At 40.4% G+C, this 16,867-nt stretch carries 14 protein-coding genes; 9 read left to right on the plus strand and 5 right to left on the minus strand.

What is annotated here, in order from left to right; all coding sequences use genetic code 11:
- Nucleotides 1-460: 460 nt before the first annotated feature.
- From R2R28_RS05555 to R2R28_RS05575, 5 genes are read left to right on the plus strand one after another with little or no spacing between them, the layout of a single operon-like run.
- Nucleotides 461-2,071, plus strand: a complete 1,611-nt coding sequence (locus tag R2R28_RS05555; RefSeq protein ID WP_316824716.1) for an Eco57I restriction-modification methylase domain-containing protein — start codon at nt 461-463, stop codon at nt 2,069-2,071.
- Nucleotides 2,059-3,693 (plus strand): AAA family ATPase, encoded by a 1,635-nt coding sequence (locus R2R28_RS05560; protein ID WP_316824717.1) that lies wholly within the window; start codon nt 2,059-2,061, stop codon nt 3,691-3,693. The genes R2R28_RS05555 and R2R28_RS05560 overlap by 13 nt, the downstream gene beginning before the upstream one ends.
- A 1-nt stretch (nt 3,694) precedes the next feature.
- Nucleotides 3,695-4,351, plus strand: coding sequence for a hypothetical protein (locus R2R28_RS05565; RefSeq protein WP_316824718.1), 657 nt, complete (start codon nt 3,695-3,697; stop codon nt 4,349-4,351).
- A gap of 15 nt (nt 4,352-4,366) precedes the next feature.
- Nucleotides 4,367-5,440 carry a DUF262 domain-containing protein gene (locus R2R28_RS05570; RefSeq protein ID WP_316824719.1) on the plus strand — a complete coding sequence of 358 codons (1,074 nt, stop codon included), beginning with the start codon at nt 4,367-4,369 and terminating at the stop codon, nt 5,438-5,440.
- Nucleotides 5,427-6,392 carry a hypothetical protein gene (locus R2R28_RS05575; protein WP_316824720.1) on the plus strand — a complete coding sequence of 322 codons (966 nt, stop codon included), beginning with the start codon at nt 5,427-5,429 and terminating at the stop codon, nt 6,390-6,392. Before R2R28_RS05570 ends, R2R28_RS05575 begins: the two co-directional genes overlap by 14 nt.
- 103 nt (nt 6,393-6,495) lie before the next feature.
- On the opposite strand, the gene R2R28_RS05580 is transcribed toward R2R28_RS05575, so the two are convergent.
- The 3 genes from R2R28_RS05580 to R2R28_RS05590 all read right to left on the minus strand — a co-directional run bounded on the left by R2R28_RS05580 (nt 6,496) and on the right by R2R28_RS05590 (nt 8,565).
- Nucleotides 6,496-7,233, minus strand: coding sequence for a hypothetical protein (locus R2R28_RS05580; protein ID WP_316824721.1), 738 nt, complete (start codon nt 7,231-7,233; stop codon nt 6,496-6,498).
- Nucleotides 7,217-7,876 carry a hypothetical protein gene (locus tag R2R28_RS05585; protein WP_316824722.1) on the minus strand — a complete coding sequence of 220 codons (660 nt, stop codon included), beginning with the start codon at nt 7,874-7,876 and terminating at the stop codon, nt 7,217-7,219. Before R2R28_RS05585 ends, R2R28_RS05580 begins: the two co-directional genes overlap by 17 nt.
- Nucleotides 7,877-7,983: 107 nt before the next feature.
- Nucleotides 7,984-8,565 (minus strand): hypothetical protein, encoded by a 582-nt coding sequence (locus R2R28_RS05590; protein ID WP_316824723.1) that lies wholly within the window; start codon nt 8,563-8,565, stop codon nt 7,984-7,986.
- A gap of 1,156 nt (nt 8,566-9,721) precedes the next feature.
- Between R2R28_RS05590 and R2R28_RS05595 the strand changes: the two genes are divergently transcribed.
- The 4 genes from R2R28_RS05595 to R2R28_RS05610 are packed head-to-tail and all read left to right on the plus strand — an operon-like array spanning nt 9,722 to nt 16,022.
- Complete coding sequence (locus tag R2R28_RS05595; RefSeq protein ID WP_316824724.1) at nt 9,722-9,991, plus strand: hypothetical protein; 270 nt, start codon at nt 9,722-9,724, stop codon at nt 9,989-9,991.
- Between the two features lie 60 nt (nt 9,992-10,051).
- The gene (locus R2R28_RS05600) at nt 10,052-11,386 is read left to right on the plus strand and encodes a TlpA disulfide reductase family protein (protein WP_316824725.1); all 1,335 of its coding nucleotides are present in this window, start codon (nt 10,052-10,054) and stop codon (nt 11,384-11,386) included.
- A gap of 17 nt (nt 11,387-11,403) precedes the next feature.
- Nucleotides 11,404-14,625, plus strand: a complete 3,222-nt coding sequence (locus R2R28_RS05605) for a SusC/RagA family TonB-linked outer membrane protein (RefSeq protein ID WP_316824726.1) — start codon at nt 11,404-11,406, stop codon at nt 14,623-14,625.
- A 26-nt stretch (nt 14,626-14,651) separates the two neighbouring features.
- Nucleotides 14,652-16,022, plus strand: coding sequence for a RagB/SusD family nutrient uptake outer membrane protein (locus R2R28_RS05610; protein ID WP_316824727.1), 1,371 nt, complete (start codon nt 14,652-14,654; stop codon nt 16,020-16,022).
- A gap of 55 nt (nt 16,023-16,077) precedes the next feature.
- Here the strand turns inward: R2R28_RS05610 and R2R28_RS05615 are convergent, their stop codons facing one another.
- Nucleotides 16,078-16,326, minus strand: coding sequence for a DUF6520 family protein (locus R2R28_RS05615; protein ID WP_316824728.1), 249 nt, complete (start codon nt 16,324-16,326; stop codon nt 16,078-16,080).
- A 62-nt stretch (nt 16,327-16,388) separates the two neighbouring features.
- The gene (locus R2R28_RS05620; RefSeq protein ID WP_316824729.1) at nt 16,389-16,859 is read right to left on the minus strand and encodes a MauE/DoxX family redox-associated membrane protein; all 471 of its coding nucleotides are present in this window, start codon (nt 16,857-16,859) and stop codon (nt 16,389-16,391) included.
- Nucleotides 16,860-16,867: the final 8 nt, after the last annotated feature.

The following is a 16,867-nucleotide window of genomic DNA, read 5'->3' on the forward strand; positions in this document are numbered from 1 at the left end:
CAGCATTTTGCTTGCGCTTTGTTAATCCAGGGGCTTTATTTTCTGATGGTTTGTTCGTGGGCTTTTTTGACGGGGTTTTCTTCTCCCGTGCATTTTTGATGCGGTATTTGAGCAGGTAAAGCCTGGTCTGCCATTTTTCGATGGTTACTTATTTAGTATTCCAAATGAAAGCCTACTTTTTCAGGAGGAAACTACGACTGTTTGCACTGCGCTGATTAACTTTTAAGCGAATACTAATGATAGTGCAGATGTGCCAATAAAACTTAAACTTTATTACAACAGCGGTGTAGTCGAGAAATTGGTTAACCTTTCGGAAAAATATACTCACAAAGCAATACAATTATAAGGATGGAGGTGAGTGTAAAGTTATCAAAATAAATGTTTTTGATAGACTCTTTGATCTCCGGATATGTAATTTATGAGATTTTTGAGTACAAATTGTTAAGTTTGTTCTTGATTTATGATTTTAATAAACAAGCCCGAGTTTGACGAATTACCTTCCATTTATGCAGATAAGTTAGGACTGCAGTATACAAAGAAAGTTTCAATAGATCATAAAAAATCATTAGGCCAGTATTTTACACCTATTGAGGTAGCTAAATTGATGTCGCAGTATTGTGTTGTTAACCAAGAGACTATTAATATTTTAGATCCGGGATGTGGCGTTGGAATACTTAGTTGCACCTTGGTTGAGTATATCTGCGAAAAAAACCCCAAGATTAAGGAAATTCAAATTAAAGCGTTCGAGACCGACTTGGATGTTTTGCCATACACAGAAAAAAGCTTCGCTTATTTGGGCGAGTGGCTGCACAAAAAAGGAATTCTTTTAACACAGTTTATTTGTGTTAACGATTTTATAATGCATAATGCTCCGGTTTTAGAGAACATTTCCTCAAGTGAAGAATTGTTTGATATTGTGATTTGCAATCCGCCCTATTTCAAAATTGCAAAGAATAGTCCGATCAATATCGCAGCAAAATCAATTATTTATGGCCAAACCAACATTTATTCGATATTTCTTATTTTATCTGTTAAATTATTGAAAGAACATGGCCAATTAATATTTATAACCCCAAGAAGTTTTAGCTCTGGAAGCTATTTCAGATTATTTAGACAGATACTTTTCTCCTTAGTAGAATTTAAAAATATACATCTATTTGATTCTAGGAGAGACGCCTTTGGCAGGGATAATGTCCTGCAGGAAAATATAATAGCCTCTTGTCTTAAATTTACAAAAACAAAAGAGCAATTGTCGTTTCCTTTTACTGAAAAAAAGATGGTTAGTATATCAGTGAGTAACGGAATAAGTGATATAGACGAGCGAAAAGAAAAAAAATATGAAATAAGTGAATTGATTAACTTCAGTTCCGACCAACAAATTTTACATATTCCTACATCACCAAAAGATGACAGGGCAATAAAACTTTTTAAATCTTGGACTAACACACTGAAAGATTTTAACATTCAAATTTCAACAGGTAAGGTTGTTGCATATAGGAGTTTGTCCTGGATACGAGATTTTCCTGAAGGAACATATGTTCCTTTGATCTGGCTTAATAATGTTGATAAAATGAAATTCTCCTGGCCAGTTAAGAATTTCCCTAAAGGGAAAGAGAAACCACAATACATCATTGCCGAGAAGGAAACAGGCTCCATATTGATCAAAAATCTTGATTATATTTTTTTAAGGCGTTTTAGTTCAAAAGAGGACCAGAGCAAATTAATTGCAACCCCATATTTTGCTAAAGATTTGGTAGACTATAAATTTTTGGGGGTCGAGAATCACCTGAATTATATTTATAGTGTCAAAGGGAAATTCGATAAATATGAGCTTCTGGGACTATCAGCTCTTCTAAATAGCAAATTATTTGATGTATATTTCCGTACTTTTAATGGAAATATCAATGTTAGTGCGACTGAGCTTAGGGAAATCCCATTGCCTGAAATAAAGATTATAAAAAAAATAGGTAAGCTAATCGCAAGTGACAATTTTGCACAAAGACTAATCGATGAAATTGTCCAGGAGATATTTAATATTGATTTAAAGGAATTACAATTATGGATCAATTAATTGAGGATAAGATTATCTCTGCACAGAAAATCCTTGGAGATTTAGGACTTCCGGTAGATAAGCAAAATCGATTGTGTGCTCTTACTTTTTTGGCTTTGGCCGGACAAAAACCTGGAGATGATTGGAAGAACCTCACCAATAAAAGTATGAGGCTTTCTAAAGATATTATGGTTTTTGTAAATAATTATTATAAAGCCGATTACAAAGCGAACTCTAGGGAATCATTTCGCAAAATTGCTCTGAAGCCTTTTGTCGATTATAATATAGCTTTATTGAATCCTGATAATCCGGATTTAGAACAGACTAGCTCATTGACGCATTATTCTTTGTCAGATCTAGTATATAATACAGTGAGATTTTATAATACTCAGGATTGGACATTGGTGCTAGATAATTATAAAAGATTTCAGGCAAGAAGGAGTGAACAGGAAAAATCAAATATTTTCCTACGGGAGCTCGTTATTAAAAATTATAAATCGATTGTAGATACAACGATTGATCTTGGAAGATTTAATGTCTTTATAGGTGCAAATGGGTCAGGCAAAAGTAACTTGCTTGAAGTTTTGGCCTGTATTGGTGCAGCAAAGGTGAATGATCTTTCTTTGGATGGATTAAATAGTCGGGGAGTGAGGTTTGCGAAACCCGATCTCATGATAAGTTCATTTGCGAATGAAAATATTGTTCCGGTAATCGATGTTAAATTAAGTTTCCAAAATGGTGAAAATAATGAAGATATAAAAGTGACTTTAAGTCCCGTAGATAGTAAAGACACCTTTACAAAATGGGTGGACCTAGCTGCTGATTCTTCGGATTCTAAAGAGTTGTTGCAGAAAATAAACACCATTACAAAAGAAAATCCCGGGATAAGTATTAAAAAACTTTTGGAAATGGTGGGAGAGATTGTAGAAAAAGAAAAGGATACTGAAGATAATAAATTCTATGAATTATTATCAGATTATGCTATATATGACATTAACACTGCTACACTCCGGGGAATTTCCGGTATTGAAAGCCGTAAAACGCCATTGGGTTTAAATGGTGAAGGTCTCGATCTTCTAATCTCAGGTTTGAATAAGGAAGATAGAAATTATATTAATAATCAGTTTTATTTCAGTTGGTTAGCTGAAATAATAGCAGATAAGAAAGAAGATCCTAAATTAAAGGGACTCAAGCCAGGTAGGAGCAAATCGAATTTATACTTTAGGGATAAATTTATGAGGCAAGAGAATAATATATTCTCAGCAGAAAATTCTAATGAGGGTATTCTACATGTCTTGTTTTATCTGAATTTGTTCATGAGTAACAATACGCCAACAATATTTGCAATAGATAATATCGAAACAGCCTTAAACCCTAGGCTTTGCCGTGTGCTGATCAAAGAGTTAGCAAGACTTGCAAATAAAAATGGCAAACAGGTATTAATTACTACCCACAATCCGGCAATTCTCGACGGTCTAAATCTTATGAATGACGAACAAAGGCTTTTTGAAGTTTCCAGAAATGATAAAGGTTTTACAAAAGTCGAAAGAATTCAGTTTAAATCCAATCTTGAAGATAAGCCATTTCGGTTATCCGATATGTGGGTAAAGGGTTTATTAGGGGCTGTTCCTACTAATTTTTAATATGAAAATCGGAATCATTGCAGAAGGACATTCGGATCGGGCAGTAATATCTAATCTACTACAGGGAATTTTAGGTATAGAAGGTAATGATATATTAGCAATACTTCCCATTAACGGACTTGATGAGACAGACTTAGCAAACCTTCCAAAAGAATATTTTGGAGGCTGGACTTCGGTTCGGAGAGAATGTCATGAGAGAGAATTTATAAATCCCTTTTTTGAGCGCACTGGGGAAAACTTTATCGTTGTTCAGATTGATACGGCTGAAAGTGCACAATTTGGTGTCAAACAGCCAACAAAAGATGATGATTATTGCGATATAATTCGAACTACGATCATTAGTAAGATAAGAGATTGGATGGGTGAAGATATAGGAGACAAGTTGCTGCATGCGATTGCTGTTGAGGAAACCGACGCATGGATATTAACTTTATTGGAAACCCGTGATTCATCAAAATCTGCCGATCCAAAAAAAAAATTAGAAAGGTTGAAAGGATTCAAAATAGGAAAGATGAAGCCAGATTTTAAACTTTATAGTGAATATAGCCAAGAATTCAAATCTGCTACTAAAAAACAATTGTTAACATTTCGATCTAGGAATCGAAGTCTTGATGCATTTTGCACCGAAATAGAAACTAAGGCATTGCCTTTTGTATAAAAAATAATATCTGAAATGAAAAGACAGCCCTCAACACAGCAAATTACTTGGTTCTTGGACCTCGATAGAAATGGACAGTTAGATTTAAATCCTCCATATCAAAGGAAAAGTGTATGGTCGCCAAAAGATAGAAGATTCTTTCTAGATACTATATTTAGGAATTATCCTACGCCTCCGATTTTTATCCATCGTTCTCTCAGCGATCAGGGTGTAGCAAAATATCATGTCGTAGATGGAAAACAGCGTCTAGAAACTATCTTAAGTTTCGCAAAGAATAAAATAGCTCTCGATCCCACATTTGGAGATATTAACTTGAATTCGAAAAAGTTCAACGATCTTTTGATGGAAGACAAGCGAAAATTTTGGGACTATACCTTAGTAGTAGATTTTATTGAAACAATAGATGGAGCCAATATCGAAGAGGTTTTTGATCGGGTGAATAGAAATTCAAGAAATCTCCAGCCACAAGAATTGAGACACGCTAGATACAATGGATGGTTCATTACAGAAGCAGAAAACGAAAGTGAAGACGATTTTTGGTGGGATGTTCGCGTCAATTCTTCAGCAAAAGAGAAAAGGATGAGAAATGTTCAATTCATCTCTGAGTTGTTATTTGTTCTAATTGAGAATAAGATTGTTGGTTTCAGTCAGGATCATATTGATGAGATGTATGCTACATTTGATGATGTAACTGTTGAAGTTGATGAAGAGGCATTTGATGAGGATGAATTTTTGGCTAAAAAACGCTTTATAAAAAGTTATCTGCGTGCGATGGAAGCAGAAAACAATAGTATTTCACAATACGGCAAGACAGCAAATAACTTATATGTGCTCTGGTCACTCATTGCCTTAGAAACCGAGTTGCCCGAAGCAGACGTAATTGCCAGGCGATATGAAACATTTATGAACCAACTTGCTGTTCTCAGTGCTACTGAGGATGCAGATGCCCTGGTTTCTTCTGATGCCTCTTTTACCAATCACTATCAATATTTTAAAAATTCAAAAGGTGCATCAACCGATTTACCTCAACGAGATGCGAGATACCAATCATTGAAATTAGCGCTCTTAGGTCAAAATGAAAATACTTAATTCTGTTTCAGCTTTATACAATAAGATTTCTCCTGAAGCTGATCTGTTAAAAAAAGAAGTTGATAGAATTGTAGACAGCTTCCGTCATCCTAGATGGTATTATTTTAGCAGAGTGAAATCGAAAGAAAGTTTTGCTCTTAAGTTAGAAACCGGAAGGATTGCAGATCCAAAAAACCTTGAAGATTTTTTTGCTGCAACAATAGTTGTGCAAAATCTTGCAGAAATTAGGTTGGTTTATTCAGAAATCGAAAAGGAATTCGAAATTGTTTACAGGAAGCCTAAAACTGATAACGAAACTTCAAAAGAAGCTACAAATTTTCCATTTGATGATTTAAGACTTTATCTCAAGATTAAAACCCCGGACTATATGCCGCAATCATCCCTTAATGGTAATATTTTCGAAATGCAGATAAAGACTTTTTTGCAGCATGCTTGGTCTATTTCTACGCACGATCTTGTTTATAAGGCAGATAACATAAGCTGGGCAAAAACGAGAGTGGCATTTCAAATAAAAGCCATGCTGGAACAAGCTGAACTTGCTATCAGTGGTGCAGAACATTTATCCCTGCTTCCCGAACTTGCGAAGGAGGATAAAAAGACACTTGAGTTAAAAAAAGTGCTTGGATTTCTGACTAAAAATTTTCAAAGGGAACAATTACCTACAGATCTGCTAAGACTCTCTCAAATAACAAGTGATTTATTGAAAAATTTCAAAATAAGCATTGAGGAATTGGAAAGCCTTTTAGTGGATGAAAATGCAAGGGGGCGTGGTGTTAACACACTTGATTTATCTCCTTATGCAATCATGGTTTCCACAATTAAAAATGGTGATATTATCAAATTTAAAAATGCTTTAAAGAAATCCAATAGAATTAAAACAGACTTTATATTTATTCCCCGAGAAATAGATATGACTGGTTTTGAAATTAATGACCGTGTTGTTAAGATCTAATTTAAAAAAAATTAAGTAAGTGATCTATCGATCCACTTTAGTATTAAGTTTGGTTAATACTAAGTGGATCGTGTTTATTTCAGTAATGGTGAAACAGGTTTTTCTAAATTACACCCACCTTTTTGAGCGCACCGTACATTACATCAATGTTAGCGCAATAATCCAAACTTGCTGTGGCAGCTTCTGTGGCTAAATCTGGAACTAGATTTACAGATTTTGGATTAGCATAATCTTTCACATTACTTGAAATAAATCCGTAGAAAATGCGACGACGATCGCTTAATGATCTTGCTAAGGTAGCCGTTGTCCAGATGTAACAATCTTTATATTCCCCTTTTTTATGGGCAGGTGGAGTTTTATTAATTGTTTTATGCGAGGCTGGCCCGGCAAACCTTGAATCTTCATCAATAAAATAAGTCTCATCGACAATGCTTGCTATTATATCCATTAAGCCTAACTCGACCTTATGACTTGTTAAATCCACTAGTGGAAGCGTAACTGACGGATTCACCGTATTTATAAATGCAACGAAAGCATTATATTCCCGGCTGATTCGTCTAGCTTCAAAATAAAGGTCGCTATCTATATCATTAATATGATCATTAAATTCTTTTATGGAAAGCTTTGAAGCAAGGCTTAGGATATCGCCATTGACGATCGCTTGCTTGATTTGCATAATCTTGGTCAACCTATCTATAGGCTGCTTACGCGTAGGCATCGGCAGTCGCATGATATCTAGAAGAGAACAGCTATCCCAGAAGATGACTGGCTTGTAGTCGGCGTTTAATAAGATGATAGCCTCATCGAGGCTAATGATCTTTGAGCTAGCGATTATTGACATAATATTCCAATAATTCTAGTCCATATTCATAATCTGCCATCAACTGTTGTAGTGCCTCATTATCCTCCCAATCTTTATCTTCTATAAGCCACCGTTCCAACATCTTGGCTGTGAGCTTGGAGTCATGTTCAAAAGAAGTGGTCAGAAATGCCGCCCAACGCTCAAAATCAAGTGGATGACCGTTGCCATGATTTGGGTTTGTAGTGTTTGCCCAAGTAACCAATTTGCGATAAGTTTCTGTTCCAATAAGGGTTTCCATATCCTCGTATCCAGAGGTTGACAAAACATCTACGCCGACCTCTTTTGCAGCTGGCATAATCATTTCAGAGTTGAATAGTTCTAAAAAACGGTTATAGTAATCGATTCCCAGACTACCAGTTTCTGTAGGCACAATATTGGCAATCTTAATTTCTTTACTCCAAAGTACCAACCACACCAATGCCCGACGTTCTTCGAGTATAGGAGATTCGAAACAACCAACTTCAGAAATGCTTTTGAAGATGTTTTTTGCATAGTCTTCCGAGAGATCCACTCGATATGTCCATTTATTATTTGTAGGTTTTTTCAGGAAATCCAAAAAACGTATTAGATTTTTCTTATCGTTTTTCTGGTCATGTATACTAAGCTCCTTAAAAGTCTTCATGGTATTTTGCTTTGAATGCTAAGCTATAAAATCAAAAAATAGGCCCTGATGCCAGTAATTATTAGGAAAAGAAATACTTCCAAAATAACTCATCATTATTAATGTATTTAATTTTTGGCTAAAGTTTCCACTGGCTCTTTTTTAACCAATATATAGTAAATTGGCTTCGGCCCACGACCTTCTCTAGCAGTATCCTTCTTCCCAGTTTTCTCAATGCTGCTTTTGAAAGTCTTTTTAAACCTGTCAACAATCTCACTAACTGGATAGGTTTCACCGTATTTACTTAAAATCTTATTTGCGATTTCTTCTGCTAAAAATTCGCTACCAATTTTATAAGTTGCCAATATTGATTTTATTCGTTCATTGACAGCATTACGGCTATAAGTCTTTTCTTTAGGTAAACCTTCTTTTTTCCGAAAGGCTATTCGATGTTGAGTTTTTGCCGGTAGTGATTCAAGAGGTGGGATTGGGTATTTTGGATTTCCGAATTGATAGTAATGAAGACCAAATGAATTTGCTATAGCTTCTGCTGTTTCAAGCATTAAACTACCATTATGATCTAAAATAGAGGAGATAGTTTTTTTAATTGAATTAGCTAAATATGCGATATCTATAGCTTCTAATGAAAATTTTTTCATGTATTTTCTTAAAATATCTGCATACTCAGTAATAACTACTATCTTCTTCATTTTAATTAATAGAAATTCTTTGATTTTTATATTTTATATGGTATATTTGTTTTCAGTTATTTATAGCGACAAATAGAGTTAGGTTTTCCTTGCTTTTTACGATGTCACTCATGGATGAAAACCGTCAAACTTTCACATGAGCCGATCGTGTGTTCGCCATTTCTATTGGATATTTATATCTTTGATATATTATTCAATAGGGCGAACCTCGTTTCAGTCTTTTGTGAAGCTTAAGCCTTGGCTTAGGTGGTTCTTGACGGTACCGCATCCAAAAGCATTGAGGTTCGCCCTATTGGTTTCTTTCCAATATGGTTCCTTTTGCTTTTGAGTCCGCATCGTTTTACATAAAAACAACCGTTTATGAAAACGAAAAAATTACGCGCCATCAGTTTGTACCACTTCAGGGAAGGGGTACTTCGGTTTTCCCTTAAACTCTTGTTAAAGAACGTTATTTGTTCTCCGTCGTAATGCGCGCTGGATTTTACCGAGTATAAAATAGCCCAAAGAAAACAGGGGTTGGTGTTAGAGAGCGCACTGATTCCCGTGGGTTAATTTAGCTTGGTGCCAGCCCTTTATTGCTGTTTAGGCAAGGGTGCATCACTATGGTTATTCGCATTCCCAAGGTAGGTATCTTTTTTCTATTACGCAATACGGTTTACTGTATCTGCATATTTTATGTGGAGGGGGCTGGTTTTTACTTGTTTTTTTCTAACATAAATATAAACCGGAGCGTATGGGCCTAAATGAAAAGTATCGTTTTGACAGGCTTTATGCTTTAAAGCCGAAGAATCCCGTTTGAGGGTTGGCAGGGCAGGCAGGGACCTAAATGGTTAATGATTCTTAAGGTTCTTTGATAATGCAGCCTGCCCTGTTTTTTTTGCTTTTGCTCTTGGCGATTAGGTTTTCCTTTAATTTCTAAAAAATATAATGGGTTTGCCGTAAGGGGGGAGTATTATTTAGAACTTTTTGGCTGGAACTCCTGCTGTGTGTGCTGTCTGCGAAGGGTGTAGCGGCAAATTGTAGTGTGGGCTTGGGATATGATTCCGGCTATTGCTTTTTATCAATCAGCTTTAACCGAACAACACAACCAGATTATAAATGTCAAGCTTTGCTTTGGCTTTAATCAATTAATACACTTTTCTATAACCATTTATTTATGACTTTACCTGATGATAATCCTGGAAGCCCTTCTTTTAAAACAGCTCAGCAGGTGCTGGAATTATTTTATGGTAAGTATAGTGCCGATAAGGTGAAGCTGGTGTTGCTGGAGTCGTTTCAGGGTTACGCTTTGAATGATCGAAAAGGTTTTCTGGATCTTGGTATTGGTGAGCAGGAGGTTAGTGAGGTGTTTGATGGTCTGATCGAATTGGTCATGGCGGTGTGGACACTGATGGAGGAGGGTAAGATTGAGGGAGTGAGGGCTTAGGGCATAGGTGGACTTTTACAGTTCAATTTTTTATTTTTTTTTACGTTTAAATCAATCAAAATGAAGCTTAAATTGTGCTTCCTGCTATTGCTATGCCCTTTTTTTGGGGTGTGTGCGCAGGATAAAAATATATCTGTTGCCGGTGTGGCTGCGTCTGCATCTGCGGATCATTCGGGGGTGATCATCGGGCAGCGGGTGCCGGATGTGCTGATAAGGAATGTTTCAGGTCTTGATGGGGCTGGTCAGAATTTGGGAGTCTTGCCGCTTTCAGCTTTTAAGGGAAAGTTGCTGATCCTGGATTTTTGGGCAACTTGGTGTTCGCCCTGTATTGCGATGATCCCTAAAATGGAGGGTTTGCAGGAGGAGTTTAAGGGGCGTGTGCAGTTCCTCCCGGTGGCTTATCAATCCTTTAAGGAGGTTGATGCTTTTTATAAAAAGCTGCAGCGGCAGACGGGGAAAGTTTCTTCTCTGCCGATGGCCTCTGCGGATACGACTTTGGTCAGGCTTTTTCCGCATCAGACGCTGCCGCATTATGTGTGGATCGGTGCGGATGGGGTGTTGAAGGCCATTACTGACCGTGAGGCGGTGTCCCGTGAAAATATAAATGCTTTGTTGGCGGCTGGATCGGTTAGGCTTAAGGCTAAGGTAGATGAACAGGTGCGGTATGATTCCAGTGAGCCTTTGTTTTTTGCAGGTTCTGATTTTAATGATGGTATTTTCCGCTCGCAGCTTTCGGGCTATGTGGTCAATATCGGGCGGGGGATCTATAAAGATGTGGATGTACAGTCAGCCGGGCCGGTGAGGCGCATTACCGGGCGTAACCTGACGATGCCCGAACTGTTCCGGATCGCTTATAAAAAAGGAAAAAAGGAAACGGTACTGGAAGGTGGTTTGGCAGAAGAATTTGAGCCTCATTTAGCGGGTGCAGATTTTCTGGATTGGTTGAAGCAAGGCAGGGCTTATTGTTATGAGCTGATGATCAGTCAGCAGTCCAGCGGACGGGCTTATGCTTTGATGCAAAATCAGTTGCGGGGCTTTTTCTCGGATTTTGAGGTTGGCCTGGAGAAACGGACAGTGAAGGCGCTGGCGCTGGTGCGTACCTCTTCAATGGATAGGATCCGAACTTCGGGTGGCACACCTGCGGTTGTGATGGATGGCTTTGGGTGCAAACTGACCAGTTGCTTCCTCGCTGTTTTCCTCGACCGCTTGCAGGTCCCTTTTCAGGCAAGTCCGCTTCCCCTGATTGACCAGACTGGATATACGGGAATGGTCGACCTGCAGCTCACTGCCAATATGAGCAGTGTGGAGGATGTGAACAAGGCGCTGGCCCGTTATGATTTGCGTTTTGTTGAAAAACCTGTGGCAATCGAAATGCTCGTTATCCGTAAACGTTAATGCTCAAAATTTTAGTTATGAAGAAAATTTTATCACTATACCTCACCGCACTATTTGTGCTTTACAGTTTAGCAGCGGAAGCACAGCAGCCCGCTAAAGAAATCAAGGGCAGGGTTGTAGCGGCCGATGGGCGCGTTCCCCTGCATGGGGCAACCGTCAAAATGGAAGAATCAGGGGCTTCGGTGCTGACTGACCAAACGGGGAGTTTCGCATTAAAAACTATGCTGGACAGGGTTACCCTTTTGGTTTCGTTTTTGGGTTACAAGCCGGTTCGGGTTAAGGTATTGGCTGGCGATGAGTCATCGGTAATTATCCTCTCTGCTACCGCGGCGCAGTTGGACGAGGTTGTCGTTTCCACGGGTTACCAGACCCTTCCGGCGGAAAGGGCTACGGGTTCTTTTGTCCAGGTGGACAATAAACTGCTCAGCCGAAGGGTGAGTACAGGCGTGTTGGAACGGCTGGAAGATGTCACTCCGGGATTGCTTTTTAACAAAGGAAAGTCAGCCGGCGCAGGCCTGATAAGTGTTCGGGGACAGAATACGATTTATGGGAATTCCAGTCCTTTGATTGTACTGGATAATTTCCCATATGATGGGGATATCAATAATATCAATCCCAATGATATAGAGAGTATCTCGGTACTTAAGGATGCTGCTGCGGCTTCTATCTGGGGCTCGCGGGCTGGTAATGGTGTGATTGTGATCACCACTAAAAAAGGACGTTATAACCAGGCCGTCAAAATAGGCTTTAATGCCAACACGGCCATTGGTGATCAGCCCGATATTTTTTATCAGCCCAGGATGTCTGCTGCGGATTTTATCGGTGTTGAAAAAATGCTTTTTGATAAAGGTTTTTATCTCAATTCCGAAACGGGTTTCAATAATCCGGCGATTACGCCTGTGGTGGAATTGCTGATTGCCCGAAGGGATGGGAAAATAACCACTGCCCAGGCGGATGCGCAGATCAATGATTTGGCCGGATATGATGTGCGCAATGATTTTGATAAGTACTTTTACCGAAAAAGTGTAAACCAGCAGTATGCACTGAATTTTAGTGGGGGGAGCGAAATCCAACGTTTTAACCTCTCAGGAGGATATGACCATAACAGGGATAATCTGGTCGGAAACGGTTTTGATCGCTATACGTTTAATGGGGGGCAGTCGTTGAATTTACTCCATAAAAAACTGGAGATCACGACCGGGTTTTATTATAGCCAGAGCAATACCACCACCAACAATCCTGGAACAAGCCTGATCGGACTTAAAACAGGTAACGGCCCCTCGCTTTATCCCTATGCGAGGCTTGCCGATGCTGCAGGCAATCCGCTTTCGATGACACACGACTACCGTCAGGGATTTATCCAGGCTGCACAGCAGCAGGGGTTGCTTGACTGGAGCTATAAGCCGTTGGAAGAAATCTATCTGGCAGATAAAACCCGGAAACTAGTAGATTACCGGCTGAATTTTAATGCCAGCTACAAAATCAGGCCTTATCTTTCTTTCTCCTTATTGTACCAGTATGGGCAGACCATCACTGGCGGGCGGAATCTCCAGAGCGAAAAAACGTATTTTACCCGGAACCTGATCAACAGCTTTTCGGCGGTCGATGCTAACGGGAAACTCACTTATGCTATTCCGCGAGGCGCGATTTTGGATCTGGACCAGTTTACGGCCACTAGCCAAAGCCTGAGGGGGCAACTTAATTTAAACCGTCAGTGGAATGATCAACATAGCCTCACGGCGATTGCCGGGTATGAAATCCGTGATTTTCACACGGTAGGCAATCGTAACCGCTCTTATGGGTACGATGACAGTCATGCAACTGCTTTAGGGATAGATTACCTAAGCCAGTTTCCCCAGTTTGCCATCCCCGGTTCTTTGTCGGCTATTCCTTTTTATAACAGCATGACTGATCTGAGCGACCGCAATATTTCTTATTATTCAAATGCGGCATATACTTTCCTGGACCGTTATACCTTTTCGGCGAGTGCCAGGCTCGACCGGAGTAATCTTTTCGGGGTAAAAACAAATCAGCAAGGGGTGCCCTTATATTCAGCGGGAATCGCCTGGAATATTAATAAGGAAAATTTTTATAAGCTCGAATGGCTTCCTTATTTAAAGATGAGGCTGACCTACGGTTATAATGGCAATGTGAATAAAAGCCTTTCTGCCTTCACAACAGCGCTATACATCACGGGCAATGCCATCAATACCGTATATGCTGAGGTCATCAATCCTCCAAACCCTGAGCTGAGGTGGGAGCGTGTTCGCCTGATTAATATGGGGATTGATTTTGCAACTAAGAATAACCGGATCAGCGGCACGATAGAGCCTTACGTAAAACGGGGCATGGATCTGATCGGGGATATTGCCTTTGCGCCCTCATCGGGTATCACCACTTTTCGTGGGAATACGGCAAATACCCGCGGAACGGGCATTGATATTAGCGTGAACAGCCGGAATTTAGTCGGTGAACTGGGTTGGCAGACCAGTTTCTTTTTTAGCCATGTCAAGGATAAAGTTGTGGATTATGCGCTGCAGCAACCGGCAGGAAGATATGCGCAGTTATCCGACAGCGAAGTTTATCCTTTGCAGGGGAAACCCTTTTATGCGGTATACAGTTATGCCTTTGCAGGCCTTGATCCCCAGACCGGTGATCCTCAGGGTTATCTGGGCGGCAAAATAAGCAAAGATTATAGCCAGCTGTTGACCTCAACGACCACAGATAACTTAATTTACAGTGGGTCTGCCCGGCCGGTAAGTTATGGCGCCATGCGTAATACATTCACCTACAAACAGTTTTCCCTTTCTGCAAACATCAGCTATCGACTGGGTTACTATTTCAGGCAGCCCGGAATCCTTTATTCCGGCATTCTTTCCGGACAGGGCTACTTTCAGGGTAGGTACAGTGAACGCTGGCAAAAACCAGGCGATGAACTCTTCACAACCCTCCCCTCAATGCCTCCAGGCATCAATGTGGCAAGGGATGATTTTTATAATTTTTCTACCGCAACTGTAGAAAAGGCTGATAACATCCGACTTCAGGACATTAGCCTGTCTTATGAGATTGGTAAAAACCTGTTGCAGCGGCTATCGCTCAGTAAACTGCAGATCTATCTGTATGCAAATAATATCGGGATCATCTGGAAATCTACGAAATCCCGTTTTGATCCGGACTATCCCGCTGCTGATTTCCCTCCCGCCCGCACGGTTGCGGTAGGTATCAAAGCTGATTTTTGAAATGATAACCATTAAAACTGAAAATTATGAAACCAATATTTATGCTCATGTGGCTTTTGCTGTCCGGGCTGCTTTTCAGCTCCTGCCAAAAGGAATTCTTGGATAAAAAACCGGATAAGGCGCTGCTCATTCCGACGACCCTGGAAGATTTTACTGCTTTGATGGATAACTTGTCTATTTTTAATATCAGCCCAGCCCTACAGGAGATTTCAGCTGATGATTTTTACGCCACCGATGCCGCAGTGGCTGGATTCACAACGGTGGTCCAGAAAAACAGTTACTTGTGGTCTGGAGACCTCTATCAAAATGAGCCCTGTGCAGACTGGAACCTTCCTTATCAACAGATATTTTATTCCAATATTATATTGGATGGGCTGAAAAACCTGGAAGGGGTCGAAGGATCAAAATCCGCATGGAACACTGCAAAAGGTAGCGCGCTTTTCCACCGGGCATTTGCTTTTTATAACCTAGTGCAGTTATTTTCCAGGACCTATGACAGGAAAACCGCAGGTGAGGATCTGGGCATACCGTTGCGCCTTACCGCAGATGTGAATGCAAAGGTGGGAAGGGCTACCATGCAGCAGGTTTATGACCAGTTGACTATTGATTTGCTGGAGGCAGAAAAGTTATTGCCCCAGCAGACCCGGTTTAAAAGCCGCCCTTCCCGTGCAGCAGTTGATGCGTTACTGGCGAGGGTATACCTGGGTATGGAAAATTATGAACTGGCGGATAAATACGCGGCATCCGCGCTTGCGCTGAACCGTTCTTTGCTGGATTACAATACCATCAGTCTGACCGCCAGCAACCCATTTCCATCTTCTCCGGCAACCGACAATCCGGAGGTCATATTTTATGATAAGCTTATCCCATATGGATTTACCTCCTCAACAAGGGCAACGGTAGCAGATGAACTATACCAGCTTTATGCGGATAAGGACCTGCGCAAAAGCATATTCTTTGCAGGGACTGCGCCTTTCTATGTAAAAGGGCGTTATACGGGTTCCCGCCTGCAACTTTTCGGCGGACTTGCTGTGGATGAATTGTACCTCATCCGCGCCGAATCACTGGCCAGGTTGGGCCAGTTTGCCGATGCCATGAAAGAGTTGAATACCCTGCTGGTCACGCGCTGGGCCAAAGGGACTTTTCAGGCCTTGAATGCGAATGATGCAGAAGATGCTCTGAAGATTATCCTTAAGGAAAGGCGTAAGGAACTCGCCTTCAGGGGACTTCGTTGGGGAGACCTCAAACGGCTCAATAAAGACCCACGCTTTGCAAAAACGATCGTCCGGACGGTTGCTGGCCAGCTCTACAGATTAAACCCTGGAGATAAACGTTATGTGTTGCCCATTCCCGCTGAAGAGATAGTTGCCAGTGGGATTGTTCAGAATGAGCGGTAAAGAAAAAAGCAACCGGTGAGATGCCGGTTGCTGGTTCAAAGGGTTAAATCAGATGCTACTGTGCAAAATTGCCAAGCTGCTGGCTAAGGTATCCCTCTGGGTTGACATTGGGATTTTGGCCTTCTGGATAAGTGCGGGTACAAATCTTATCAGAGGGTTCGCAGCCATAATCTTCCCCTGCTACCTCATAAGAGGTACCATTGAAGCCCCATTTAACATTGGCTTTTTGAGCAGTAGATGCTACTGCTACGCCTGTTCCAAGTAGGAATGCGATAGCAGCAAAGTTTAATTTGATACTTTTCATAAGAAACGAATGCTTTATTACATCAAAAAACATTCAGAAAAACTTTAGTGAATAAATGGTGCCTACTCTTTTCGCAGGTTTTCGGCTTCCCCTGTTTGGTCGTTGGTGATTATTTGAGATAGCTCTCTTTCAGTGATATAGAAGTACAAAGCGATAAGGTTTAGGATTAGAAAAATGCTGTTAAATATCAGGTGTGCCGTCCAGCCCATCTGACTGAGGATGCCTCCGCATGAACAGGGAACCCTGTCCCAGAAATGGAGCATGACCATGGCAATGTAGGTGGTGAAGGCCAGCATCAGTCCAACGGAAATGAGTAAACCTGATAACATTGTCCGCTTGTAACAAAGCAGAAGCGCAGTAATAATTTCTGCGGGGATCAAAAAATACAACAGAAAATCTGCCAGCCAGCCGGGAAAAGATTGGTTGTGAAGCTGCTGGTCAAAGTCTGAAAAAGTAAAGAGTTTACTGAATGCAGCATATACAAACAGCAGTACAAGCAGTGGTGGAACGGTTGATTTTAAAATTGCTTTCATGGTAAAAG

This window comes from Pedobacter miscanthi (assembly GCF_032678605.1).
GTDB classification, from domain to species: Bacteria; Bacteroidota; Bacteroidia; order Sphingobacteriales; family Sphingobacteriaceae; genus Pedobacter; species Pedobacter miscanthi_A.

What these genes read in the sequence shown, in the direction of transcription:
- R2R28_RS05600 (WP_316824725.1), top strand. Translation starts at nt 10,052, where the DNA reads ATGAAGCTTAAATTGTGCTTCCTGCTATTGCTATGCCCTTTTTTTGGG.
- R2R28_RS05610 (WP_316824727.1), top strand. Translation starts at nt 14,652, where the DNA reads ATGAAACCAATATTTATGCTCATGTGGCTTTTGCTGTCCGGGCTGCTT.
- R2R28_RS05570 (WP_316824719.1), top strand. Translation starts at nt 4,367, where the DNA reads ATGAAAAGACAGCCCTCAACACAGCAAATTACTTGGTTCTTGGACCTC.
- R2R28_RS05605 (WP_316824726.1), top strand. Translation starts at nt 11,404, where the DNA reads ATGAAGAAAATTTTATCACTATACCTCACCGCACTATTTGTGCTTTAC.
- R2R28_RS05620 (WP_316824729.1), bottom strand. Translation starts at nt 16,859, where the DNA reads ATGAAAGCAATTTTAAAATCAACCGTTCCACCACTGCTTGTACTGCTG.
- R2R28_RS05565 (WP_316824718.1), top strand. Translation starts at nt 3,695, where the DNA reads ATGAAAATCGGAATCATTGCAGAAGGACATTCGGATCGGGCAGTAATA.
- R2R28_RS05585 (WP_316824722.1), bottom strand. Translation starts at nt 7,876, where the DNA reads ATGAAGACTTTTAAGGAGCTTAGTATACATGACCAGAAAAACGATAAG.
- R2R28_RS05580 (WP_316824721.1), bottom strand. Translation starts at nt 7,233, where the DNA reads ATGTCAATAATCGCTAGCTCAAAGATCATTAGCCTCGATGAGGCTATC.
- R2R28_RS05555 (WP_316824716.1), top strand. Translation starts at nt 461, where the DNA reads ATGATTTTAATAAACAAGCCCGAGTTTGACGAATTACCTTCCATTTAT.
- R2R28_RS05590 (WP_316824723.1), bottom strand. Translation starts at nt 8,565, where the DNA reads ATGAAGAAGATAGTAGTTATTACTGAGTATGCAGATATTTTAAGAAAA.
- R2R28_RS05595 (WP_316824724.1), top strand. Translation starts at nt 9,722, where the DNA reads ATGACTTTACCTGATGATAATCCTGGAAGCCCTTCTTTTAAAACAGCT.
- R2R28_RS05575 (WP_316824720.1), top strand. Translation starts at nt 5,427, where the DNA reads ATGAAAATACTTAATTCTGTTTCAGCTTTATACAATAAGATTTCTCCT.
- R2R28_RS05615 (WP_316824728.1), bottom strand. Translation starts at nt 16,326, where the DNA reads ATGAAAAGTATCAAATTAAACTTTGCTGCTATCGCATTCCTACTTGGA.
- R2R28_RS05560 (WP_316824717.1), top strand. Translation starts at nt 2,059, where the DNA reads ATGGATCAATTAATTGAGGATAAGATTATCTCTGCACAGAAAATCCTT.